Source organism: Paenibacillus sp. FSL L8-0502, from assembly GCF_038593055.1.
Taxonomy (GTDB): Bacteria; Bacillota; Bacilli; order Paenibacillales; family Paenibacillaceae; genus Paenibacillus; species Paenibacillus polymyxa_D.
In genome coordinates this window covers 787276-810995 of the sequence record NZ_CP151958.1, presented here as the reverse complement: position 1 = coordinate 810995, position 23720 = coordinate 787276, and the positions used below count along the sequence as shown (strand labels likewise).

Below are 23720 nucleotides of genomic sequence, written 5' to 3'. Positions count from 1 at the left end.
TATACAGCACTTCATGTGAAAATTTAATGTTAGGAGCGTGAACTCTACATGTTTCAAACTATACCTTACGAAGGCACACGTCATGAACAATTCGAATCCGTTCTCGGGCAACTCCGGGCACTGATTCATGATGAATCCAATACCATTGCTAATCTGGCAAATGCTTCAGCATTACTCGGTCACTTCCTTCCAAATATTAACTGGAGCGGTTTCTATCTTTATGATGGCACTGAGCTTGTACTTGGTCCTTTCCAGGGCTTACCTGCATGTATACGGATTCCGTTGGGACGTGGCGTATGCGGTACCGCAGCAGCAGAACAACGAACGCTTGTTATAGATGATGTACATGCGTTTCCAGGACATATTGCCTGTGACGCTGCTTCCAATAGTGAAATCGTTATTCCCCTTGTCAAGAATGGGGAGCTGATAGGAGTGCTGGACATTGACAGCCCACTTAAAGGTCGTTTTGATCACGAAGATCGTGTATTCCTAGAGGAATTTACGGCTATTCTGTTAGCCAGCCTATAACCAAAAATAGCGCATATATATCGTCTTCCTTCGCCACAATATAGGAGGGTCTGAAACCCAAAACTATCCGGCGAAGGAGATTGATGATCAATGTTCAACAACATGGCTCCACAACAACAACTTCATCAATGTGAACAAATTATTCAGCAATTGGCACAACAAACACAGCAAGGAACCGCCATGTATCAGCAGTTGCTGCAACAAGAGCAACAAAATGCATCCAGCCTTGAAAACTTGATGCAACGTGAACGTAATGCAGCTCAAATGATCCAAACCGCAATCCAGGACCACCAAAAAGCTATGCAACAATACCAACAAGTTATTCAACTGTGTAGTCAGCTGGAAAACACTATCCGCTCGAGTAGCCAAATGACTCAGCCTGGATTTGGCGATAACTATGCTTCCCGTAGTATGCAACCATCCACCTTTAGTGCAGGAAGCCACATGAATCACAGCTTTCCGCAGCATATGGGGACGACCGGACAGCATTTTGCAGGCAGTGGTAACATGCAGCAGTTCGGAAACAGCAGTCAGCAAGGCATGAGAACAGTACCAAGCAGCATGTAAGCTGTTTTACACAAAAAAAAGGGTGAACAGCAGGCCGTCAGATCGGCTTGTTGTTCACCTCTTTTTCATATCATTTAAGCCCTTTCATCAGCTGTTGCTAGTTTAATTCCCGTTCGGCCAGCACCTTCATTCCGTCTCGCAAATACTCAGCCAGCCCGGGGCGATAGCCTTCATACATTTTATTGAAATCCTCATGCTCGACATACAAGTCTCCCAGCCCGCTATAAATTTCTGCGGTAGGAGTATAAAATCGGCTTACCCATTGAAGATGACGGCGGATCAGCGCCTGTACTTCTTCACTGTTATGCTTCAATCCTTTATTCATGGCTTCAGCCAGCCGTCGATGAATCTGGTCAGCCTCTGCCTGTGAATCCAAATAATCCTCTTTGCTCCAGTTCTCCGTCGCCGTCTTGCTCTCCTGAATTGTTTTCTGAGCCTCTTGACCATAACGGTCTGTCAAATCATGTTCATACATTTCCTGCTTTTCCGGGTTAAACCCTTGGTACATTTGCTCTGGTTTCATTGCTTGTTCCCCTTTCAAATGAGCCACCGTTTCGTCGATGGTTTGTAGGAGAGTATGCAAGCGGAAGACTTTGGCCTCGACCTTGGCTCGATGCTCTTGCAAAACCTCGGCCTTTTGTTCCTTGGTTTGCTCCAGCATATTTCCAATTTCAGATAAAGGCAAATCCAGTTCCCTATATACCATGATTTGCTGAAGCCTCAACAGTTGTTCCTGTTCGTAATAGCGATATCCATTATTTCCAATATGATGCGGTTTCAGCAATCCTATTTCATCATAATAATGCAAGGTTCGTACGCTGATTCCCGACAGATTAGATACTTCCTTCACCGTATAAGCCATTCCGCTTCACCTCCCTTGCTTGACAGTCTACAGTCTCACGTGGCGTGAGAGTCAACGCCCCCACTTGCCCACCTTGGTACTACACTTTTACCCTATAAGCGCATTGTGAACCGCTCATTTACCAACCATTTTTCATACTTGCGACCTACAATCGGCATCTTTAGATAACTATGCAAAAAAAAGCCCACCAACGAGCATTTTCAAATATGCTGGGGGCTCCATATATTCGATTTGACTTAACCACTATTTACAGATCAAACGATACCTAAGAGAGGCTTTTTCCCATAACCACACGATCATAAAAAGCTATCTTTTGAATAATTTTCTCCAAATTGTGCTGCGTTTGTGCCACATGTTCCTCCACCTTCTTTTTGTGGGCTACAAGGAAATCTCTTCTCTCTTGGATTGTGGCTTCTCCTTTTACATTTAGCTCAAGGTATGCCTTAATTTCTTCAATGGTCATCCCTGTATCTTTCATAGCCATAAGGAACCTGATCCAATCGATTTGTTTTTCGGTATATACCCTTCTTCCCCCTTCATCCCGACCGACATCAGGTAATATGCCTTCTTTTTCATAATAACGAAGGGTAGATGCGGGCAATCCGCTCTTGATTTGAACTTCTTTAATGGAGTACATGGTTATTCCCCTCCTCATTCTTATATTTTCTCTTCAAGTCAGCTTTAACGATAAGTATAAGTTTTCATAGTAAAGAGTGCAAAATTAAGATTCCTACTACCTTACAGCAGCGAGGCAACCTTCTTATTGCCCGTCAGTCCGGACAGAAAATAGAACGTGGGCATTTGTGCCTCATAACCAAAATCGTCAACATGGCTGATAATATCGTCCACAATCTGGTCGGTCTGAAGACCTTCACGTGCTAATCGAGTTCATACCCGCACCGCCTTATATTGCATCCAATTCTACACACCAAACGCCACCTCATACAGCATGGGAATCGATTGCCACCACAGCTTGCTCCTTATCCGGTATTACTAAAAATTTTATTGCCAACTAGAATATTATTTATGAATATATATCGGTAATTCTTTATAATTACCCTCACACACCCCTCAATAAATAAACACATATTGGTAATTACTTGTATACTTTTCAACAGTTTACTAAATATATGCGATTGCTTCTCTAAGCCTATTCTTTTTTATCATAACTATTTAGTATTATAAGGATATAAAAAAGGAGGTTATCATTTGAAAAGTACAGGTATGACACGTCCCCTAGATGCGTTAGGCCGTATCGTTATTCCCAAAGAAATGCGAATTTCCATGGATTATAATGTGGGTGATCCTGTTGAGATTTTTGCAGATGAGGAAACTGGTATTCTCGCCTTTCGAAAATATACTGGGGTGACGTGTAAAATGTGTGGTTCAACAGAACAATTAACTTATTTTAGAGACAGCTTTATTTGCGGGGAATGTATTGAGAGTTTAAAGAAGGGGGTAAATTTCAGCCCAGTCCTAAGACCAGCCAAATCAGCTTTATCCAACTCACAACGATCTAATAAAGAGTCCAAACGTCTGCGGCGATCGACACAACAGATGATCGAAAGTCTAAAAGAATTAATGCAAAAGCACCCCAATGCAGCACAGCACGAATATGCCAAAATACTTGAGGTTTCCCAAGCCCGTATATCCCAGCTCAAAAAAATGCTATAACCACAGCTTGATACCCTACATAGATATACACCAGTGATTTCATCATGTACAGCTACTTTTGAACCGTGATACGCAGCATCATAGCTAACCGACAAAATGCAAAAACGTCCATGCGAAAATTCCAAACCAGGTATAAAGACCCACTGAATGACTTACAAGCGAGAACGCCTATAGCAAAAGGCAGTGCTACATTTAATATTGGTTCCTGAATTAAAAAATGGCCTTCTTTAATTAGAGAAGGTCATTTCATTTATTTATTCATTTTTCTGTAGTAAAACATCCTATACTTTTTCTTTTCGTCAGTTTTTCGTCATTTCATTACATCTTCTCCTCATAAAAAAATAGTATTCGTTTTATAGATAGAGAAAGGATGTGTGAACCTAATATGAACAAACCTGCTCAAATTTTTTCTATTCTTATACTTTCCGTAAGTGTAAGTGTAAGTGTGTTTGCTGGTTGTGGAAAGCAGGAAACAACAGATACATCTACCAATGAAACAGTACCAACAACCTCAGAAACGGTAGTCAAAGAAGGAACAGATCAACCAGCCGCCCTGCAAAGCTTAGACGAGATCAAATGGAATGATGTTAAAGATCCTCTAATTGAAGATGCCATGATAACAAAACTCAAAGCAGTAATAGCTGCCTTCGTGTCAAAAGATTTGGAACAATTCCATGCTACGCTCGGTCCAGACGTTGGAACAGGTCACGATTACCTCTTCGATCATCCGGTGAAGTTTACTGGTATTGCTGGAGCTATAAAAGAAAATAATCGGACATTGATACCCGTTGTAGGGGAACGGCTGAATAATGAAGAAGGATATTCACCCGATATACGATATACCTTCTACTTTGAAAAAGATAAAGATGGCGCATGGCAAATTGTTTCAATTGATTAACTAAATTCTCTAAGATGCATTATCTCGATTTGTAGCAACATTGCCCATTCCAACGAGTACGTTTGCACATATGATGCCTTGTCAAAACATTCTTCTCATCGTTCGATGGGGCCGTAACAACCACATTTCGCGACCACTACTGAAGTGAGCAATTTTGTTAATTTATGGGGAATATTTACTGTGAACGGTCAACAGATCGTTGCTTTTGTAAAAAGCGTAGATCCCGCTAACAAATCTATGTTAGTGCTATATCCTAATGGCACACAGTCTTATATTGATGTTACTCAAATCAGTCAGGCTCAAGGCCCTTATCCAAGCATGCCTTCTGTTCCAGGACAAAGCGGTGGTCAGGGTGGGAGCCAAGGCGGTGGATCGCATTGGCATCCTCATGGTCAAGGCGGCGGTCAGAGCGGCGGACCACAGTGGTGGCCTCAACATGGTCAAGGTAGTGGATCACAGTGGCCTTCCAGTGGATCTCGTAGCGCCAATCGGAAAAACTAATATTCAACCCTTATTGTAGCAATTGCCACTTGTCATAAGCGAGTTGTCGATTGGAACACATTCAATGTTGGACCAACCAAAAGGCGTCGCCTGCAAATGCACGCGTTGCCTTTTGGGTTAGCCACTGGCTCTGAACATAAATATTAGGATCTGCTAGCCATGTCTGCAATCTGGTTAAGCCACTCTTTACGCGTATCTTCATCAGATTGGGGTACCGACTCAAAAAATAGATGATACATGACATCAAGTCCACAATATTCAAATATGCCTTTGTCGGACGTCAAGCGAAGTGCTTGATCCATACCAATGCTGGCATATTCCGCACGTGATTTTCCCTGCGTATTGAGAATAATAGCCTTCTTTCCCTTGAGCAGTCCCATCTGCACTCCATTTACATATTTATAAGCAAATCCGTAGGAGAATACGCGGTCAATATATCCCTTCATAATAGCTGGCATCCCCGTCCACCAAATAGGATAAATAAAGGTGATTACCTCTGCCCATTGCAAATACTCCTGCTCCCGTACAACATCTTCTCCAATGTCTCCAATGACCTCGCTACTGCTAACCACAGGTTGAAAATTGATTGCATATAGATCACGAACAACCACATCATGTCCTTTTTGCTTTAGCCCCTCGACTGCTGTTGTCAAAATCGCATGATTAAAACTTCCCTCAGATGGATGTGCGTAAATAATAAGATGTTTCATTGGTTTTCCTCCATTTACTTCAAAGTAAGTGATTGATCAATTACTAAATTTTGTACACCTTCAACTAACTGAATATGCTCAATCCATAGTTCCGATAAAGATACGTTTGAGTAACCTTGAGCGGTATCCTGCTCATGAATAGCACCTCCATTGCTTGTTAATTTAGTTAGTGATTGATAAATCACTAATGATTGGTCTCAATATAGTTTATTCCTTTTTACTTTGCAAGTGCTTTTTGTTCAACTTTATATAAAAGATTGGTCCCCCAGTTGATGTCCATTAGGGTGTGGTGTCAAACAATCACTTAATATGACTTTATAATGCCATGTTATTAGGTGTATGCTCCTAGAGAGGTGAAGCGTATGCCACTGAGCAGACATTTTGAAATTATTTATATGTTACTCCATAAGAAAAAAGTGACTGCTGATGAATTGGCAGAACATTTTGAGGTTTCCACACGAACCATTTATCGGGACATAGATGTCTTAAGCGCAGCTGGGATTCCCATCTACAGCAGTAGAGGCAAGGGTGGCGGAATATCATTGATGGAGGGTTATGTCTTTAACACCTCTTTACTGTCCGAGCAGGAACAAGATGATATCTTAATGGCCCTTCAGAGTGTGGCCACCGCTACCATCCCACAGGTAGAAGAAGTGCTGAACAAATTGAGTAGGCTTTTTAAAAAAGACATGGGTAACTGGATCGAGGTAGATTTTTCGCCATGGGGAAGCCAAAACAGTCAAAGACAGCTATTTACACTCATTCGCAACGCAATAATTACAAACCATGTTATAAAGTTCCGCTATTATAACGTCGCCGGGGAACAGAGTTATCGTAGCGTCGAACCTGCCAAGCTATTGTTTAAAGATAAATCCTGGTATGTGGAAGGTTACTGTTTAAATACCGAAAGTCATCGTGTATTTAAGATTAGCCGAATGAAAGAGATTACAGTTTCCGAAATTAGTTATGAGCCAAGAACGGTCGTAGCATCTACAGATACAAAAATGAACAATTTGCTTGATACCATTGAAGTAACTCTTCACATTTCTGCTCAAGGTGCTTACCGCGTATACGATGAATTTGCCGAGAAAACAATTACTCAGAAGGAAGACGGCTCTTATACCGTCACGGCACAATTTCCCGTAGGCAATTGGCTGGACAGTTATCTGCTGTCCTTTGGTCCCCTCCTTATAAAGGTTAGCCCCGAACAAGTACGTACAAGAATATTGTCTCATTTAGAAACGATGAAAAGAAATTTAAATGATCCTCTATAATATGACACCATGTAGTCATATTATCACTGCTATGATGAGTTTGAAGTTATCGCTCACAACATACTCACCATAGGAGGTTGAAGAATCAATGAATCCACATAGACCCATGCCACCAGCAGTAGAAACTTACTTTACATCAGCGAACAAATCCCGGCTTGAAACATTTACTTCCGCTTTCGATAAAGATGCGTTGATCTTGGATAATCATCGCGAAATCAAAGGTATGGAAGCCATAAAATCATGGTGTGAAGCAGAAATATTGGAGCCGAATGTCACCTTCGAGATCATGGATATGGATGACACAAATAATACCGTCGTCGTAACTGCGAAAGTAGACGGAGACTTTGATAAATCGAATCTTCCCGACCCACTCCTACTTAAACATCAATTTCTAGTAAACAACAATAAAATTAAAGAACTGATTATTACACTCCCATAAAGTAATTAAAAGAGGATTTTGTAAAAATCCCATAAGCGACTTCCAATGAACAAGATATAGATCGAGATGGTTTAGTTCGTCTATATCTTGCACTTCGGAGCGACTGGAATCGAATTTTGCAAAATCCTGAAAAAACAAGAAAGGGAAAACCGTATATGTCCGCTTATGTTGTTTTTATACGTGAACAGAGTACCGATCAAACTGAACTCCAACTCTATTCTCAGTTGGCACCGGCAGGTTTGGCGGGACATTCCGTCAAACCCCTAGCAATGTATGGCGCATACCTGGTCCTCGAAGGACCCGATATTGAAGGGTTGGCCATCCTGGAATTCCCCACTTTTGAGGAAGCACAAGCTTGGTACTTTAGTCCAGCCTATCAAAAAGCCCTAAAGCATCGACTGCGCGGAGGGCGGTACCGAGGTATCATTGTCGATAGTGTGTAAGGTTCGCAAAACAAGTGAACTCGGAGTGAAGATACATAGAGGTAGTTCTCAACCACATTGTGAAAATCAGGAGGAATTATTCGCATGAGTTTTCAATTAGAAAACATTGTAAGTGAGTTTAAAGGTAAAAAGGCCTTGGTCACAGGCGGTACCAAAGGAATGGGAGAGGCTATTGCTAAGAGACTTACGGCTGCAGGTGCTACTGTAATTACTACGGCTCGAACTACTCCAGTTAATTTAGAAAATCCGGATCTATTTATTCCAGCCGATATTAGTACGCCTGAAGGTGTAGATAAAGTGGTAACCAGCGTTCTTGAGCGCCTAGGCGGTGTAGATATTCTTGTCAACAATGTTGGAGGCTCGTCAGCCCCATCCGGGGGAGCCCTTATCTTGACAGACGAGCATTGGCAGCAAACTTTTAACGCCAATCTGTTTGCTGCTGTCCGTTTAGACCGTGGACTGCTGCCGGCTATGGTTGAAAAGGAAGCCGGTGTTATTATTCATATTTCATCCATTCAACGTCGCTTGCCCCTATATGATGCAACATTGGCTTATGCTGCAGCCAAAGCAGCTTTAACTACTTACAGCAAAGGGTTAGCCAAGCAGTTTTCGCCTCAAGGCATTCGTATTAATACAGTTGCGCCAGGCTTTATCGAAACGAAGGCAGCACAAAGTTTGATTGATCGGATTGCTGAGACGACAGGTGACCGAGAAAGTGCATTAAAGCAACTGATGGACTCGTTGGGAGGAATTCCAATTGGTCGTCCAGGACTACCAGAAGAAGTCGCTGAGCTTGTTGCTTTTCTGGTATCTGACCGGGCCGCTTCTATTACAGGAAGTGAATATAATATTGACGGCGGAACAGTACCAACGGTCTAAAACTCAAGCTAAATACGCTTTATCAATAAGCCCATAACCGTATTTGGAAGCAAATTAATTTTCCAATTTATAAGGGTGTGGGCTCTCTTTGATCCTAAACAGCTCTGCTAAAACCGTGGAGGCTTTGTAGCAGCCGATTTTGCTCCAATCGCAATTAGAGTTTGCCTAAGTTCATCCTGAGTTACCTTTGCCATTTCTTGTGCAGTAGGATATTTCGGTTTTACTGCGTTTCCATTCCTTCTCATTGCGGAACTTTTCAGAGCCTCGCGAACGTGATGTAATCGACTTGGGCAGGCTCTGCCGATTCGATCCGAAGTGCCCGGTTGATCTGTCCCCGGTGATATTGTCCATGTAAGAGGACCTGCAACAGGCTGTCCCGGACGGACGTTCGGAACGGAACCCCGCTCTGGTTCGCATAGTCGATCATCTCATCCAACTCGGATTCCTCGAGCCCTTCGATATAGACACGATATTGTTCGGCGTTTTCTTCGAACATCGTCCGGATCGCCGACAGGTCTTCAGCTTCCTCCCACAACGAATATTGCGCGCTGCCCTTGTCCGGCAATCGGGACAGCCAGACTCGTTCCGCGACCGCGACGTGCCGAACCAGCTTCAGAAGGTCCTTGTTCTTCGTCTCACTCTCCTCGAGCGCGTCCAAGATGCGTCCGTCCGCCCAGTACAGGTGGTCCATCATGCACTTGATCGTCTTCATTTCGGTTTCCCCCTCTTCATCTCATCGATTACTTGAACCTACTGTTAACCGTTAGTTTAATCATTTGAATGAACTAAAACAATCTTTTTTGGGGTGAATTCCTTGTTGCTGTAAACTTCCAAGGAGAAACGTGCAATTTCAAAGGGTTTAGTGGCTTGTCGCTCCCTTTTGGGAAGAACTCATGGGAGATTAAGCCTACTCTGGTTGCTGCACCATCCTCATTTTACGTTTAGCCTTGAAAGATCTTTGATACTTTAATTTCATAACCCTTCTCAGGCACTGCCTTTTTTAAAAAATCATTTGGCTAGGTCTATTTTGTTATTGTCTTTTTGGGGCTACGACCATCCTTCATTATATTCCATTTTTAAATATTAATTAAAGAACATACGCGGGTAGCAGTAGTGATTTAAAAGAGCCTTATCTTAATCTAGCACTAAGAAAACACTTTATTTTCATCTGACAATCACGTAGAAGGTGCCAAAAAAGCCTATCTAATGAACAGACATACGCAAAACGTATTATCTATGTCCATCAGATAGGCTTTTATATAACTACTACCGTTTAATAACGATCAGCTTTGTTTCCAGCATTTCTTCCATGGCATACTTTACGCCTTCCCGTCCGGTGCCACTTTGCTTCACACCACCATACGGCATATGGTCGACACGGAAGCTTGGAATGTCATTGATCACCACGCCGCCAACCTCAAGCTTGTCTGCTGCATCCAGCGCAGTCGTGATATTACGTGTGTAAATTCCCGCCTGCAGGCCATAGATCGAATCATTCACATGGTTTACGGCTTCATCTATAGAGCTAACAGAATGAATCAGCACAAGCGGGGCAAACACTTCACGACAGGATACCTTGGAAGTCGGGTCCACATTAAGCAAAACCGTCGGCTCCAAAATACCTCCCTTGACTTGGCCACCCAGAGCGATTCTCGCACCTGCTTGAACGGCTTCTTCCAGCCACTCACGGCCACGTTCGACGTCCTTGGCTGAAATAAGCGCGGATACATCCGTGTCCGGCTCTAGCGGATCTCCCATTTTTAAACGTTGAGTTGCTTCTATAAATCGGAATACAAAGGTATCATACAGTTCATCGACAACGTAAATACGTTGAACTGATATGCACACCTGCCCTTGATTGGCAAAGGCTCCACTCACACAACGGTCGATGACCGCTTCCACATCCGTATCACGGTCGATAATAACGGCCGCGTTGGAACCCAGCTCCAGCGTGACCCGCTTCAAGCCAGCCTTGGAGCGAATTTCTGTACCGACCGCCGGGCTACCGGTAAAAGTGATATAGCTGACGCGCGGATCAGTGACAAGTACGTCGCCATTGGTTTTACCATCGCCGCTGATCACGTTAAGAGCGCCCGCAGGCAATCCAGCCTGCTCCAGCAGCTCCGCGATTAGGTAAGCCGACAACGGCGTCTGCTCCGCAGGCTTTAATACGACTGTATTGCCTGCTGCCAGCGCGGGACCCACTTTATGAGCGACCAGATTCATCGGGAAGTTAAATGGTGTAATAGCTCCTACTACTCCGACAGGTTCTTTGAGCGTGTAGGCCATACGGCCCTCGCCGCCCGGTGCGGCATCCAGCGGAATGGTTTCCCCGTGAATCCGTTTGGCTTCTTCAGCTGCGAACTTGTAGGTTTGCACCGTCCGATCAACCTCCGCCAGCGCAGCTTTCCATGGTTTTGACGCTTCGCGTGCAATGAGGCGCGCTGCATCCTCACGCCGCTCTTCCAGCAGGTCAGCCAGTTTCTCCAAAATGGCTGACCGCTGGTGCGCTGGCATGGCTCGCATCTCCGAGCGTGCATCAGAGGCCGCCTGAATAGCAGCCTTGACATCTTCTGGCGTGGCCTCTGCCACCTCAGCAATGATTTCCCCGGAATACGGTGATTTCAACGTCGTGTACGTTGAAGCTACCTTCCATTCTCCTCCAATAAATAAATGCTGCTGCATGCTTTTTCCTCCTTTTCTCTATATTAACGTCTCTTTTACCATCTATTTTACCGTCAGCACCGGACAAGGTGCATGCTGAATCACATGATGGCTCACGCTGCCCAGTATCATTTCAGAAACAAGTCCTTTTCCCCGTGTTCCCATAATGATCAGATCCACCTTTTCCTGATCTGCAATTTCACAAATGATACTCGCTGGATTACCATGACCCGCTAGCATACGGCAAGGGATGTCCGCGTTCTTTAAATAGTCGGATGCAGGTTCTAAGATATGACGCCCCTCCTCTTCGATCCGTTCATCCACATCCACCCCAATCGGGGGCTCATTCATGGATAGAGCTGGGTTTACATGCAATACAGTCAGATGCGGATTCCCCTGAAGCTGTTTAGACAACGTTTTGGCTGTCTCCAACGCCTTCATCGCGTGTTCCGAACCATCAATCGCGACCAGAATATGTTTGTATTCGTTCATACTCTTTTCCTCCTCAGAAGTTCGATATTAGTGTGCATCCACCTGAATATCCTGCATATGTCGACGACGTACGATCAGCACAGCTACACCAATCAGTACCATCAATGCTCCAAAATAAAACGGGGTTTCTGCTGAGTACCACTCTGACAGCTTCCCTGCAAGCCACGGCGAAATGGCCCCACCCAAAAAACGCATGAAGCTGTAGGCCGCAGATGCTGTCGAGCGCTCCACTGGAGCAGCCTGCATAACAGCAGTTGTAATCAATGTATTGTTAATCCCCAGAAAAATACCAGCTACAATGACGGCGACAATGACAGTCGTTGGCGAGCCAGCTACCGTCCCAATCGCCATAACACCTAAATCAATGGCAAATAGCGTCAGCATGATACTAATGGAAGATACCACGCTCAAGCGTGCTTGAATCTTTGGTGCTACAAACACCGAGGTAAAGGCTAGCATAATTCCCCAGCCAAAAAATACATAACCCAAACCATGCTCGTCCAGATGCATTACATATGGAGAATACGCCATCAACGTAAAAAATCCAAAGTTATATAACAACGCTACAATACCGAGCGTGAGTAAAGCTGGATAACTAAGCGCTTTGAACGGATCGGCAATGGAACCGCGTTTTTTGGGCTTTGGAATCGAAGGCAGCATAAACGTAATGAACAAAAATCCCACGACCATTAGTCCGGCTACACCGAAAAACGGACCACGCCAGGAAATGGAGCCTAACTCACCGCCCAGCAGCGGACCCACTGAAATCCCGAGGCCCAAGGCCGCTTCATACAAAATAATTGCTTTAGCTGTTCCAGAAGTAGACAGACCTACAATCGCAGATAACGCTGTTGCGATAAACAAAGCGTTCCCCAAGCCCCAGCCTGCCCGGTAGCCCACAATTCCGCCAACTGTATTGGCCGTGCCGCCAAGTCCAGCAAACACAATAATAAACAAAATCCCGGTTAGTAACGTCCATTTGACACCCAATCGACTAGATACGACGCCCGTAATCAGCATCGCAACGCCTGTTACCAGGTTATAGCTGGTGAACAGCAATGACACTTGGCTTTTCGTAGCATGAAGCTGATCGGCAATGGCCGGAAGAATCGGATCGACCAATCCCAGGCCCATAAATGAAATAACACAAGCAAAGGCGACCGCCCATACCGCTTTAGGTTGAGACAGCAAGCCTGAGCGTTCTTTTAGCTCTTCAGGTAATGCATGTTGTGAACTCATATTATGATGTTACCTCCACATCTGAATGTAAATGTTCTTGTTATGATGGGTTGTGATCAAGTTCCTCATCCAAAAGGGTTTTGCGTTCACGAACCCTGACCCGCAACTCCTCCAACTCAGTCTGGAGCAAACGGATGCTGTTGATTTTTCCCTCCATTAATTCCAACTGTTCGTTCAGTGTACCTTCCATATCCTCCAACATGGCCCGTCGCTCGTTCGGTTGCAAATGCTCCGTTCGCTCGCGATATTCCTCCCGCTGACCCTTGAGCATTTCCGCTGCGGACATGTAACGCTGAAGCTCTTGCAAGGAGAATCCAAGTACTTCCTTGGCACTCACTATTTTTTTTAGTAAATCCACATCCTCCTGCGTATACAGGCGCATATTTCCTTCACTGCGTTGCGGGGAGGGCAATAATCCGATCTCCTCATAATAACGAATAGTTCGCTTCGTCAGACCACTTTGCTTGGCGACCTCATCAATTTTATACGTAACCATGACACCCACCTTATGAAAAAGATTATATATAAATACTACGCCTATATAACGTTAACGTCAACGTAAACTTTGATATAAAAAGAAACCGCCTCTATTGGAGACGGTTCCTGTTTTGACTAGCACGGTCATAGACCCGAAGCATCGGCGCTCAAGCCCATGAATATAGCTTTAGATGAAAATGGTACGTGTGATGATAACCAGCAAAATGAAGAGTACCAGAATAACACCAGTGGAAGTAAACATGTTGTAGCCGCCACCACCGCAACCTCTTTCTACTTCACCCATCTTAAGTTCCTCCTCCCTCTGTCGATTACAACAAATCGCCCGAAATCAGATTCATGAGCTACGAATTAGATGACGAATGCTTTGGAAATAATAACGAGCAGAATGAAAAGTACCAGAATCGCTCCTGTAGATGTAAAAGCTCCATAACCAGCGCCTACTCCAGACATGGTGATTCCTCCCTTCATGGTTTACAAGAGCATCTTATGCTTATGCCATCATTCATGATAGGGACAAATGCCGCGCCTGCCGCCCAAATCTAGGTTTGGTATTGTATAGTCCTGTTATTCTTCGGACCCGAGCATGCCGTGATACAGGAGGTTTCGTGCCTGCTTGGCAAGCACAGACGGACTTTCACGTCCAGGTAGCAATTTCGTTAACGTCAGCCGTTCAATCAAGCCGATCACGCATTCTGCTATCAGTTCAGGGTCCAGTTCCTCACGGCACGAGCCCCATCGTTGCGCAGCCAGCAGATGCTTTTTGATATGCTCGGCCATTTCCGCCTTAATGCGCACCGAGTCTGCCGCCTGGTAAAATCCGACACGGGTGATCGCCGGATTGTTAGACAACACGCGAAAAATAGCCTCCAGAAACACTTGTCCCCGTTGCAAAATTTCAGCTTCGCTTTGATCCGGACCTATCTTCATGCTTTGAACCGTTTCATTCACCAAAGTACGAAAGCTCTCCACAAGCTCATCATACATCTGTTCCTTGCTTTCAAAATGAATATAAAAATCCGGCTGCGTCAATCCTGCGCGTGCCGCGATCGAACTTACCTTTGTCTGATAAAACCCCGTCTGAGCGAACTCTTCAGCCCCTGCTTCCAGTAACAACCGTCGACTCTCCCGACTTCTGACTCCTGCTCCCATCACGGTCTTGCCCCCTTACGCCACAAATCTATCGTATTATAAAGTTCCTTTGCAGTAAGAACAACGGGCTTGAGGATGATATATACCTGTCCTTCAAAAGTCCTAATACAGAAGGACTGAAAGTTTTGGAAAATCAAGGGCATCTCCCTACAAGGTATAATTAACCAATCTGACGGTGAGCGAGCAGGATTTATTACGCTCAGTGATGAGGACAATATTTGCGCATCATCTCAATCGTCGTCAGATCATCATCCAGCCCCCGTTGTTGCAAGCCGTCGATAATTTGCTGACGTTCCTGATCTTTGACATTTTGACCGAATTTAAACTTGGCGGTCCAATCCTCCGGTACAATTTTGATCAGAGCGACCCCTTTCAAACGTGAGGCATACCGAGAATCGCTAGCATCAATCGTGTCATACCCGCCTTCCGGTTGCAGCTTACTCATAAAAATGGAAAAGGCCGATGCTTTTTCTTCCAAATCCACTACATGCTCCGCATGACCACGAACGGTAATGCTTTTAAAAAATGAAGTCGCCGGACATGCCATATGTTCATCCGTAAAATAAGATGGAATGAGCGCATATTCTTTGGCGGCTGAAAAAGTAACCCGATTATCCTCTTTCATCTGTTCCATCTTTTCTCCAGCACGGCTGCCATGAATATAAAAAACGCCATTTCCATAAGCGAAATTCAAGGGAACCACACGCGGAAAACCATCCTCGCTGTTCATGCCTAAAAATCCGAAACTGACCTCGCTTAGAAACTGCTCTATTTCCTCTAGTTCTGCCACCGCAAATTCTTTCCTTCTCATAGAGAACTCTCCCTCCATCTATTGACCAATGATACATTTCAGATTATGTTGAAAATGGATTCATAAAAAGACCCAATATGAACGAAAGTGAGTGGCCCAATCGAAGGAGAAGAGTATGGATATTACGATTGCATATCAGCGCGCGCTTCATAAATATCATTTAAAATATTTGGCATTGTATCATGCTCTTCGTGAGGGAATCCTCAATGGTTCCCTTGCCAGTGGTACGCGTCTGCCTTCCACTCGTGATCTGGCTGTGATGTATGGAATTTCGCGAGGGAGTGTTAAAGAAGCATACGATATGCTGCTGGCAGAAGGATATGTAGACTCGGCAGTAGGCAGAGGAACCTTTGTTATGCAACAGACAGCAGTGCTACCAAACCCATCTCAAATCGGCCTGCAGAATCAGAATCCACCCGTTTCCAAGCAAAAATCCCCTACGCTGTCAGCATGGGGACAACGAATCATGCAGATCGAAAGGGAACGAAACTTACAGTCGTCTCCTGTTTCTGCTACAGATAGAGACCGTGCACAACAGCCTTTGATTTCTTTTCAGGCAGGAGAAGTTGTATTGGAGGGCAATTCACAGATCGCATGGAAAAGCGCACTGACTGCCGCTGGAAAAGATCTGCAAAAGCCCTCGGCTGACGAAACTACTGCGCCAGTGAGCGGTGATGAATGGCTACGTGAAGCGATTTGCCATCATGTTGGCAGAACACGCGGAATTACGGCCAGCCCGGATCAAGTCGTATTATGCAGTGGTTCCATGGAAGTAATCACGTTATTAAGTCAGTTGCTTATTCATGAACAAGATCGAATTGTATTGGAGAATCCTTGTTTTTCCGGCATCTACCGTGCAGTTACTGCCTCAGGCGGACAGATACTCGCTGCCGAAATGGATCAACACGGAATTGTCCCACAGGATTGGGATTCCAAATTGCTGTTTGTTACACCTGGACGACAGTTTCCAACCGGGGCAGTTTTGCCATTAACACGACGTCAACATATTTTGCAATGGGCAGCATCCAAGGGAGCGTGGATCATTGAGGACGATTATGACAGTGAATTCCGCTGGGCAGGACGACCCATTGAACCGTTAAAAGCACTGGATTGCGCAGAATGTGTCATCTATGTCGGTTCCTTTTCCAAAAGCATGTTCAGCAGCCTTCGGCTCGGGTTTGCAATCCTGCCCGTTGAATTAGCCCAAGCGCTGACAGCTGCCAAACGACTATACGATCCCCTGCCGCCTGCCCGCTTGGAACAGCGCGCACTGGCACGTTTTATGATGCGCGGCGACTACGTTCGCCATGTGCGTCGGATGACTCGCATATACAGGTCTCACTACGACGTGTTCCAGCGGGAAATACAGCAGTTGAATGAACTGTTTCACTGGCATCAGAACAATTGCGGACTACATGCCTATGCCATCTGGAAGCATGATTCTGCCCAGTATCATCATTTGATGCAGACAGCACGATTTTACGGAGTCACATGGCGTGATGCCGCTGATTACCAACTGACACCGGGACCTCCATCAGCTTGCTTTATCTTTGCTCACTTAACGGAGCAGCAAATTATCGAAGGTGTTAAGCGCCTGCGCCAGGCATGGGACAGTATCAAACATGAGTATCACGGAGCAAAGCTGAGGCTTTAAAAAGGTACTCCATTCGCGCTTTGTATATAGCAAATTAGACTAACGATAAAGAAGAATTGCCCTTCCCACTCTCTTACTTTTTCATATGATGCTAGTAACTTAAAAGAATTGGAGTGAGAGAAATGGCAATTAGTCCGCTTTGTAGACAGTTTGCAGCTATATTAAAAGCAACACCTCAAATCATCAACGGAGTTTGTACTGCATCTACAGTCAGAAATAACATCAAGCCGATCATTTTAGGGAAAAGGGCCAGATCCTTTCTTGCCATACCCCAAGCTTTTTCTTTCGAAAGTATTGGCCGTAACGGAAAAGGATTATGTCTTGGTGAAACCGTGATTTTGACCGCAGAAATTAATCCGTTTATTTCTCGACTTCGTAAACACGATATCAAAGTGACGGCACTGCACAATCACTGGCTATTTGATAACCCCAATCTCTGGTACATCCACTTTGAAAAAGTAGAAAAACCGCTTGTTTTCGCCACAGAAGTACGTGACGCGCTTAATGTCTTGACAACGAAGCCTGTACGGCCGGTTATTAAAAAAAAATAAGCTATCAATAAATGCAAGAGATCCGCTTTGGCGGGTCTTTTTTTGTTATGGGCGGAACATAGGACAAAACAGATTAATATTCTACATTAGCCCATTTATCTAAAAGGAGAGCTTTATGAAAAACAAATTAATCTTTGATTATATTGTCGTAGGAACAGGTCCTGCAGGTGCTGTAATAGCGAAAACCCTTACGGATGATAAGCAAACATCGGTTCTTGGGCTGGAAGCAGGGGAAAATAACGATAAAGACAAACCAATAAGGGACTCTACCTTTGCCCTGGAGCTGGAGGAACAATTTTTCCCCGAATACTTTTGGCAAGGGGAAGGCATTCCACAAAATGGAGTAGACGATCGGTCATTCGAATGGACCACAGGACGGCTGCTAGGCGGTGGTTCTTCAATTAACGGCGAGCAGTATGTACGACCTACTTCGGCTGTGTTTAGAGAATGGGAAAAACTTTTAGGTCCGTTATGGTCACCTAGGAGAGCTATTCGCCGATTCAAAAAACTAGAGAACTATAACGGAGCAACGAATAACCCGAGGGTTCACGGATTTAGCGGACGGATTGATATTAGGCAAGCCCCTGTTAACCCTACTTCTATGGCGCAGAAACTAACCTTGGCCATTGAACGTGCTACAGGTTTTTCGGAAATCCTCGATTATAACGATCCTAAAACTCCCCTTGGCCCCTTTACCCGGTGGCAGTTGTTCCAGAACCCAAATGGTCGAAGGGAAAACTCTTCAACCGCTTTTCTCTCGCCAGGCATCATGACTTCTTCCGGACAGGGCGTAAACGGCCGGAAGTTGAGGGTTTTCTTTAAATCAACAACTTTGCGCGTTCTTTTTACTAACAAGCGCGCTGTAGGAGTGGAATTCCTCCGTGAAGGAATATGTACACGAGCTTATGCGCGGAAGAAGGTTATCGTCTCAGCAGGCATTAACAGCGCCCAGTTATTAATGCTATCCGGAATCGGACCTGAAAAATCGCTTAAAGACAAAGGGATTCATGTAGTATTTAATAATCCCAATGTAGGCAAACGCCTGCGTAACCATACTCTGAACTTTGCCTCCTTCTCAACCAATCCCAAGGATCGCGCACTGCCTTCTAATGATCCAAGTGCTCTATATACGGGTGGAGCCTTCTTGCCTGATCCCAATGGAACGGAGGACCATCGTCGGGCGGTTCAAATGCTAGGTATAGGTTCGGAAGGCATGCTTACCTTAGGTTTGATTTACTTACGCCCTGCAAGCCGGGGATCGATCAAACTGCAAAACAACGACCCTCTGAAAATCGTGCTTGCAGATGAAGGCTTTCTCTCGAATCCCGAGGACATGGAAGCGGTGAAAAACATATATAAAAATTATGTCAAAAACATAGCGGCAGAGCTGACGGCCATTGATCCATCATATCAGCTCGTTTCTCCTACGCTTGACGTTATTGACAACGACTCTAACCTGGAGGAGTTTATCAAGCAAAATTTTGGCCATAATCATCACCAGCAAGGCTCTCTTCGCATGGCCCCATTAAATAGAGGAGGCGTCGTGGATCGCAGAGGTAACGTGCATGGAGTCAAAAATTTAATCGTTGCCGATGCTTCCATCATCCCCTTCACGGTCGATGGCAACACATCCGCTGCTGCATACCTGATAGGATATACCATAGCACGACAATTAAAGCTGCTGGATAAAAATATACGCGCTCGAAAGTTAAGACGGCAACGATATGAAGAATATGAAGAGTAGCCTGAGACTCGTTCGTCATTTGCGGCGGATGACTCGAATATATCCCCTTATTTAATTACTAGCCCCAAAAGGCCCACAAAGGATGAAGCCTGATGCGGTGAGATGATGCAGCCATTCAAGTCTTCTATCTCTACTTGTAATCCATCAAATTCGCAATCACTGAGATCAATTCCCTTGAGCTTGGACCCCGACAGGGTGGCTTGATCCAGATTGCAATGGGCAAAAGAGGTTTTTTGTAGTGTTAAATGATACAGATCTGCACTTATCAAAGAACAATCCTCAAAACCAACTTGCTTGAAATTAGCAAAACGGAACATCGAATAATCCCCTAAACAATCCGAAAAACGAACGTTTTGGAACCTGCTTCTCGAAAAATCCGTTCCGAGCAATTTGCAGTTTCTGAACTCTACCCGATGAATAAAGGAACCTGAAAAAGTAACATTCGATAGATCGCATTTATCAAAAATAACGTCTGTCCATTCACTTTCCGGCAATGACGATTCCATGATCGTTACATTTTTAAAAGTCATCTTCTCTAATGAAACCTTAACCGCTTCCATATTGTCCAAAATGATATCCTCTACAGACCCTATACTGAGTTCGTCTTTGGATCGTATGGAGCGTATTTCTTCATTTAATACGGGTAAATCCGCAGGAATCTTTGGCAACTCCATTTTATTTTTCATTATATCTCTACCTCCACGATTGAGAGCCCTCTAGGATATCTATATGAATCTATTTTCTATCAATTCTCATACAAAGGTAGCAAAAGTATTTCTCACACATATATTAACGTAGTGAGCACGCTCACGAACCTTTGTTAGGAGGTTGATAACATGGCAGTACAGCTATCTAATCAAGTGTTCTCCATCTCTGTCGGAGATAACGGGGATCTCTCTTCCTTGCGCCTGGTAGGAGACACTTTTAATACCAACTATGTTATGAACAGCTCCAACGCACCTAAACAGAATACGTCGGATCATCAATGGCTGGGTGAACTCATGTTCACCTATCGTCTCGGTAACGGAGCGTGGACTCGGGCATGGACAAGCAATTCTGCTGATGCGCGCCAGATCACCTCTTCTGGAAACAGTGTCCAGGTAGCCTATCAGAATTCATCAAACCATCAGGGAATACGTAATTTCATTTTACATGAAACTTATTCGTTGGTTAACGATTATTTGCACTGGCAAATGAAAGTAACGAACAGCTCTAATCAAACGCTGGAGATCGGAGATTGGGGACTGCCACTTCCGTTTAACGAGTACTGGTCGGGTGGCAATAATGAACAAATTTATGAAACCAGAGTACTCTCACACTCCTTTGTAGGCCATAACAGTTCCTTTATTACCGCTGGACGACCTAGCGGCATCGGACCGTATGTACTACTAATCCCTGATGCCTCAACGGGGGCTGGTCTCGAATATCAGGACCATTGGAGAACTGAGGAGCATCCCGGCAGCACATGGGCTATGGAGCAAGGGGGGTGGTCTGAAGGACTGAATGTGTTCTATATCCACTCCAATGTCATCAAGAGCACCAACCGTGGCTATCTTGGAAGCACCAGTCTGTCGCTGGCTCCTGGTGAAAGCAAAACGTATGCTTTTAAATTTTACAAGGTAGCGGACGAGCAGGCCGTAAAGGACAGGCTGTACAGTGAGGGACATGTGGATGTGACCGTGGTTCCGGGTGTGATCTTCCCAACCAATCTCAAGGCTAAATTCGATCTGCATACCAGCAAATCCATTACCTCTGTCACCGCGCAATATCCGTCGGAAACGACCATCAGCTATCTGGAAACAGCCCCTACAAACCATAAAATATATGAACTTACACTGGGACGACTGGGACATAACAATATTACGGTTAACTATGGTAACGGCGAAAAAACCGTTCTCCAGTTCTATGCCATCGAGCCAATCGAAGCTGCACTTCAGCGTCACTCTACCTTCATGGTCAACAGCACCCAATGGAACGTTCCGGGCGACCTGAGGGATAAGGTCTTTGATGACTGGATGATGCAGTACAAGGCCAAACGCAACAGCTTTGCTGGTTACTGGGGCTGGGGTGACGATTGGGGGCTAACTCACGGTCAGTTTCTGGCGGAGAAAAACGTTCAGAAGCCCGTGGCATCTGAGATCAAGGCAGTCGATGATTATTTGGAAGTGGCCATCTGGACGAATTTGATGGAAGGCCATCATACCGATTATCTGGTTCCTGATTTCCTGATGCCGCAGCCTAATACGACACCAACGTACCGGGGCTATGCCTATCCGCACATTTATAATACGTTTTTTAGCATGTATAAACTTGCCAAGCTGTATCCCAACCTGATCAGCTATCGAAATAGCAAAAACACATATTTGCTACGTGCTTATCGTATTTTTAAAGCGTTGTATGAAGGTCCTGTTGCCTATAACTGGAACACGGGACTCATGGGTGAGCTGACTACACCTGATATCATTAAAGCGCTTCAGGAAGAAGGCTTGACCACCGAGGCTAACGACCTGAATGCCAAAATGGCTACCAAGTACAACAATTTCAAAAATACCACCTATCCCTATGGCTCTGAGTATAACTATGACAATACAGGCGAAGAAGCCGTATATACACTCGCCAAAATGAACAACAACACGACGATGATGAGCAAAATCAACGCCAAAACGCGTGCTGCACGTGGTCATATGCCTGTCTGGTACTATTACGCCGATCCGGTCACAATCACCGGAGAAAATTGGTGGAACTTCCAGTACACGACCTCGCTGGCAGGCTATGCGATGGATGACTGGACACGCCGTTATTCGTCCAACCCCGAAGTGGACCAGCGCCTATCCTATGCCGCCAAGCTGGCGAACATCGGGGCGATTAACTCGGGACAGATCAACTCTGATCCTGCCAATATCGGGGCGGTATCGTGGACATATCAGGCAGGCAAAGGCAATTATGGCGCACTCGGTCTGGACGGCGGCCCTCTCTTTAACGGATGGCGTGGCATGTCCGGGGAAGCCGATCTGGGGCTATTTGGAGCCATTAAAATTCTAAGCTCGGATGTTGCTGTCGATCCCATATTCGGTTTGTTCGGTTATGGCTGTGACGTTACAGAAAGCAATAACAGCTATACGGTTACTCCAAAAGACGGCGTATTCCAACGTCTGCATCTGATCACCCAGAAGCTGAGTGTGGAGCTGAATCGGGACCAATATAGCTCAGCCATCGTGTCTAAGTCCAAGAACAACATCCGCCTGACGCTGATAAATATGCCCCCTGGCACGACTCATACCACCGTTATGAGCTTGATCGGACTCGCGGCAGGTACGTATGACGTGCTCGTAGACGGCACCAAAACCGGATCAATCACGGCTGCTAACAGCTCTGTGACCACGGTCAGAATGAATATCGGTACGGCAGCCAACTATGATATCCGTGTCCAGTCGAGTACAGACAACCCGTCTCCCGTCGGAGACATTGTAGCCCGTTATGAATTTAACGAAACAGCCGGATCTACCGCAGCCGATTCTTCAGGTTATGGACAGCAGGCCAGTGTAAATGGAGGCTCGTGGGGCGCGGGACGGAATGGCAATGCTCTGCGCCTTAACGGTACAGACGCCTATGCCAGCCTGCCCGGCGGTATCGTTAGCAGCTTAAATGACTTTACGATTGCTGCGTGGGTACGGGTGAACACGCATAACGGCTGGGCACGCCTGTTTGATTTTGGAGCAAGCACGGATCGGTATATGTTTTTGACACCTAAGGCCGAGGGAACTGGTATGCGCTTTGCTATCACCGTCTCGGGGAACGGAAAGGAACAACAGTTGAATGCGCCGGAGCTGGCAACAGGGGTTTGGAAGCATGTCGCCGTGACTTTGTCAGGCAATACTGGAATGATGTATGTGGACGGTGTAGAGGCGACGCGTAACACGAACATGACGCTGAATCCTTCCAGTCTTGGACTGACAAACCGGAACTATATTGGGAAATCCCAGTTTGATGATCCCTATCTGAACGGCGCAGTAGATGAACTGATCATTTACAACAGAGCCCTGACCGCTCAGGAAATCCGGGGCTTGGCCTCGGCAAGTAGCATCATTACAGCCCCTGATGTGGGAGTCCAAGCATATGCTGAGGGGGCAGATTAGAATGCAT

The 23720-nt window shown here is 45.3% G+C and carries 25 protein-coding genes; 13 read left to right on the top strand and 12 right to left on the bottom strand.

All coding sequences use genetic code 11. The annotated features are described in order from the left end of the window. The first annotated feature begins 48 nt into the window (after window positions 1–48). On the top strand, window positions 49–528 hold the full coding sequence (locus NSQ57_RS03590) for a GAF domain-containing protein (RefSeq protein WP_029515824.1): 480 nt from the start codon (window positions 49–51) through the stop codon (window positions 526–528). A gap of 90 nt (window positions 529–618) precedes the next feature. Further along, the gene (locus NSQ57_RS03585) at window positions 619–1095 is read left to right on the top strand and encodes a hypothetical protein (RefSeq protein WP_069012145.1); all 477 of its coding nucleotides are present in this window, start codon (window positions 619–621) and stop codon (window positions 1093–1095) included. 97 nt (window positions 1096–1192) lie between these two features. On the opposite strand, the gene NSQ57_RS03580 is transcribed toward NSQ57_RS03585, so the two are convergent. Both NSQ57_RS03580 and NSQ57_RS03575 read right to left on the bottom strand, forming a co-directional pair. Beyond that, complete coding sequence (locus NSQ57_RS03580; RefSeq protein ID WP_165148360.1) at window positions 1193–1957, bottom strand: MerR family transcriptional regulator; 765 nt, start codon at window positions 1955–1957, stop codon at window positions 1193–1195. 265 nt (window positions 1958–2222) lie between these two features. Beyond that, window positions 2223–2594, bottom strand: a complete 372-nt coding sequence (locus tag NSQ57_RS03575; protein ID WP_029515827.1) for a MerR family transcriptional regulator — start codon at window positions 2592–2594, stop codon at window positions 2223–2225. Window positions 2595–3166: 572 nt separating this feature from the next. On the opposite strand from NSQ57_RS03575, the gene NSQ57_RS03570 reads away from it, so the two are divergent. From NSQ57_RS03570 to NSQ57_RS03560, 3 genes are all read left to right on the top strand, one after another. Continuing rightward, window positions 3167–3631: an AbrB/MazE/SpoVT family DNA-binding domain-containing protein gene (locus NSQ57_RS03570; protein ID WP_029515828.1), complete on the top strand. Its 465-nt coding sequence runs from the start codon at window positions 3167–3169 to the stop codon at window positions 3629–3631. 385 nt (window positions 3632–4016) lie between these two features. Further along, on the top strand, window positions 4017–4529 hold the full coding sequence (locus NSQ57_RS03565) for a hypothetical protein (protein WP_342425639.1): 513 nt from the start codon (window positions 4017–4019) through the stop codon (window positions 4527–4529). A gap of 180 nt (window positions 4530–4709) precedes the next feature. Beyond that, complete coding sequence (locus tag NSQ57_RS03560; protein ID WP_340931300.1) at window positions 4710–5030, top strand: hypothetical protein; 321 nt, start codon at window positions 4710–4712, stop codon at window positions 5028–5030. Window positions 5031–5173: 143 nt separating this feature from the next. Here the strand turns inward: NSQ57_RS03560 and NSQ57_RS03555 are convergent, their stop codons facing one another. Further along, entirely contained in the window at window positions 5174–5740 is a 567-nt protein-coding gene (locus NSQ57_RS03555) for an NAD(P)H-dependent oxidoreductase (protein WP_340931299.1), read from the bottom strand. A gap of 362 nt (window positions 5741–6102) precedes the next feature. Here NSQ57_RS03555 and NSQ57_RS03550 point away from each other — a divergent pair, with 362 nt between their 5' ends. The 4 genes from NSQ57_RS03550 (at window position 6103) to NSQ57_RS03535 (ending at window position 8775) form a co-directional block, all read left to right on the top strand. Continuing rightward, window positions 6103–7014, top strand: a complete 912-nt coding sequence (locus NSQ57_RS03550) for a YafY family protein (RefSeq protein ID WP_340931298.1) — start codon at window positions 6103–6105, stop codon at window positions 7012–7014. 88 nt (window positions 7015–7102) lie between these two features. Next, complete coding sequence (locus NSQ57_RS03545; RefSeq protein WP_069012151.1) at window positions 7103–7453, top strand: nuclear transport factor 2 family protein; 351 nt, start codon at window positions 7103–7105, stop codon at window positions 7451–7453. A 116-nt stretch (window positions 7454–7569) separates the two neighbouring features. Then, on the top strand, window positions 7570–7896 hold the full coding sequence (locus tag NSQ57_RS03540; protein ID WP_238437996.1) for a DUF1330 domain-containing protein: 327 nt from the start codon (window positions 7570–7572) through the stop codon (window positions 7894–7896). A gap of 84 nt (window positions 7897–7980) precedes the next feature. Continuing rightward, the gene (locus NSQ57_RS03535) at window positions 7981–8775 is read left to right on the top strand and encodes an SDR family oxidoreductase (protein ID WP_165148345.1); all 795 of its coding nucleotides are present in this window, start codon (window positions 7981–7983) and stop codon (window positions 8773–8775) included. Between the two features lie 256 nt (window positions 8776–9031). Here the strand turns inward: NSQ57_RS03535 and NSQ57_RS03530 are convergent, their stop codons facing one another. The 8 genes from NSQ57_RS03530 to NSQ57_RS03495 form a co-directional block, all read right to left on the bottom strand. Further along, window positions 9032–9487, bottom strand: a complete 456-nt coding sequence (locus NSQ57_RS03530) for a DinB family protein (protein WP_342425638.1) — start codon at window positions 9485–9487, stop codon at window positions 9032–9034. Between the two features lie 554 nt (window positions 9488–10041). Beyond that, on the bottom strand, window positions 10042–11460 hold the full coding sequence (locus NSQ57_RS03525) for an aldehyde dehydrogenase family protein (RefSeq protein ID WP_342425637.1): 1419 nt from the start codon (window positions 11458–11460) through the stop codon (window positions 10042–10044). 42 nt (window positions 11461–11502) lie between these two features. After that, the gene (locus tag NSQ57_RS03520; protein WP_069010959.1) at window positions 11503–11931 is read right to left on the bottom strand and encodes a universal stress protein; all 429 of its coding nucleotides are present in this window, start codon (window positions 11929–11931) and stop codon (window positions 11503–11505) included. A 27-nt stretch (window positions 11932–11958) separates the two neighbouring features. Then, a complete protein-coding gene (locus NSQ57_RS03515; protein ID WP_069010958.1) occupies window positions 11959–13170 on the bottom strand; it encodes an MFS transporter in 1212 nt (403 codons plus the stop codon). A gap of 40 nt (window positions 13171–13210) precedes the next feature. After that, a complete protein-coding gene (locus tag NSQ57_RS03510; protein ID WP_069010957.1) occupies window positions 13211–13666 on the bottom strand; it encodes a MerR family transcriptional regulator in 456 nt (151 codons plus the stop codon). A 350-nt stretch (window positions 13667–14016) separates the two neighbouring features. Beyond that, window positions 14017–14118, bottom strand: coding sequence for a hypothetical protein (locus tag NSQ57_RS03505; protein WP_014599460.1), 102 nt, complete (start codon window positions 14116–14118; stop codon window positions 14017–14019). 114 nt (window positions 14119–14232) lie between these two features. Continuing rightward, the gene (locus tag NSQ57_RS03500) at window positions 14233–14817 is read right to left on the bottom strand and encodes a TetR/AcrR family transcriptional regulator (protein WP_069010956.1); all 585 of its coding nucleotides are present in this window, start codon (window positions 14815–14817) and stop codon (window positions 14233–14235) included. 199 nt (window positions 14818–15016) lie between these two features. Beyond that, window positions 15017–15628 (bottom strand): pyridoxamine 5'-phosphate oxidase family protein, encoded by a 612-nt coding sequence (locus NSQ57_RS03495; protein WP_069010955.1) that lies wholly within the window; start codon window positions 15626–15628, stop codon window positions 15017–15019. A gap of 115 nt (window positions 15629–15743) precedes the next feature. On the opposite strand from NSQ57_RS03495, the gene NSQ57_RS03490 reads away from it, so the two are divergent. From NSQ57_RS03490 to NSQ57_RS03480, 3 genes are all read left to right on the top strand, one after another. After that, a complete protein-coding gene (locus NSQ57_RS03490) occupies window positions 15744–17282 on the top strand; it encodes a PLP-dependent aminotransferase family protein (protein WP_342425636.1) in 1539 nt (512 codons plus the stop codon). 122 nt (window positions 17283–17404) lie between these two features. Next, entirely contained in the window at window positions 17405–17833 is a 429-nt protein-coding gene (locus NSQ57_RS03485) for a DUF1259 domain-containing protein (RefSeq protein ID WP_039270545.1), read from the top strand. Window positions 17834–17948: 115 nt separating this feature from the next. After that, window positions 17949–19577 (top strand): GMC family oxidoreductase, encoded by a 1629-nt coding sequence (locus NSQ57_RS03480; RefSeq protein WP_342425635.1) that lies wholly within the window; start codon window positions 17949–17951, stop codon window positions 19575–19577. Between the two features lie 47 nt (window positions 19578–19624). Here NSQ57_RS03480 and NSQ57_RS03475 read toward each other — a convergent pair whose 3' ends face one another. After that, window positions 19625–20263, bottom strand: coding sequence for a pentapeptide repeat-containing protein (locus NSQ57_RS03475; protein WP_342425634.1), 639 nt, complete (start codon window positions 20261–20263; stop codon window positions 19625–19627). 150 nt (window positions 20264–20413) lie between these two features. Here NSQ57_RS03475 and NSQ57_RS03470 point away from each other — a divergent pair, with 150 nt between their 5' ends. Beyond that, the gene (locus NSQ57_RS03470; RefSeq protein WP_342425633.1) at window positions 20414–23713 is read left to right on the top strand and encodes a DUF5695 domain-containing protein; all 3300 of its coding nucleotides are present in this window, start codon (window positions 20414–20416) and stop codon (window positions 23711–23713) included. Window positions 23714–23720 lie beyond the last annotated feature (7 nt).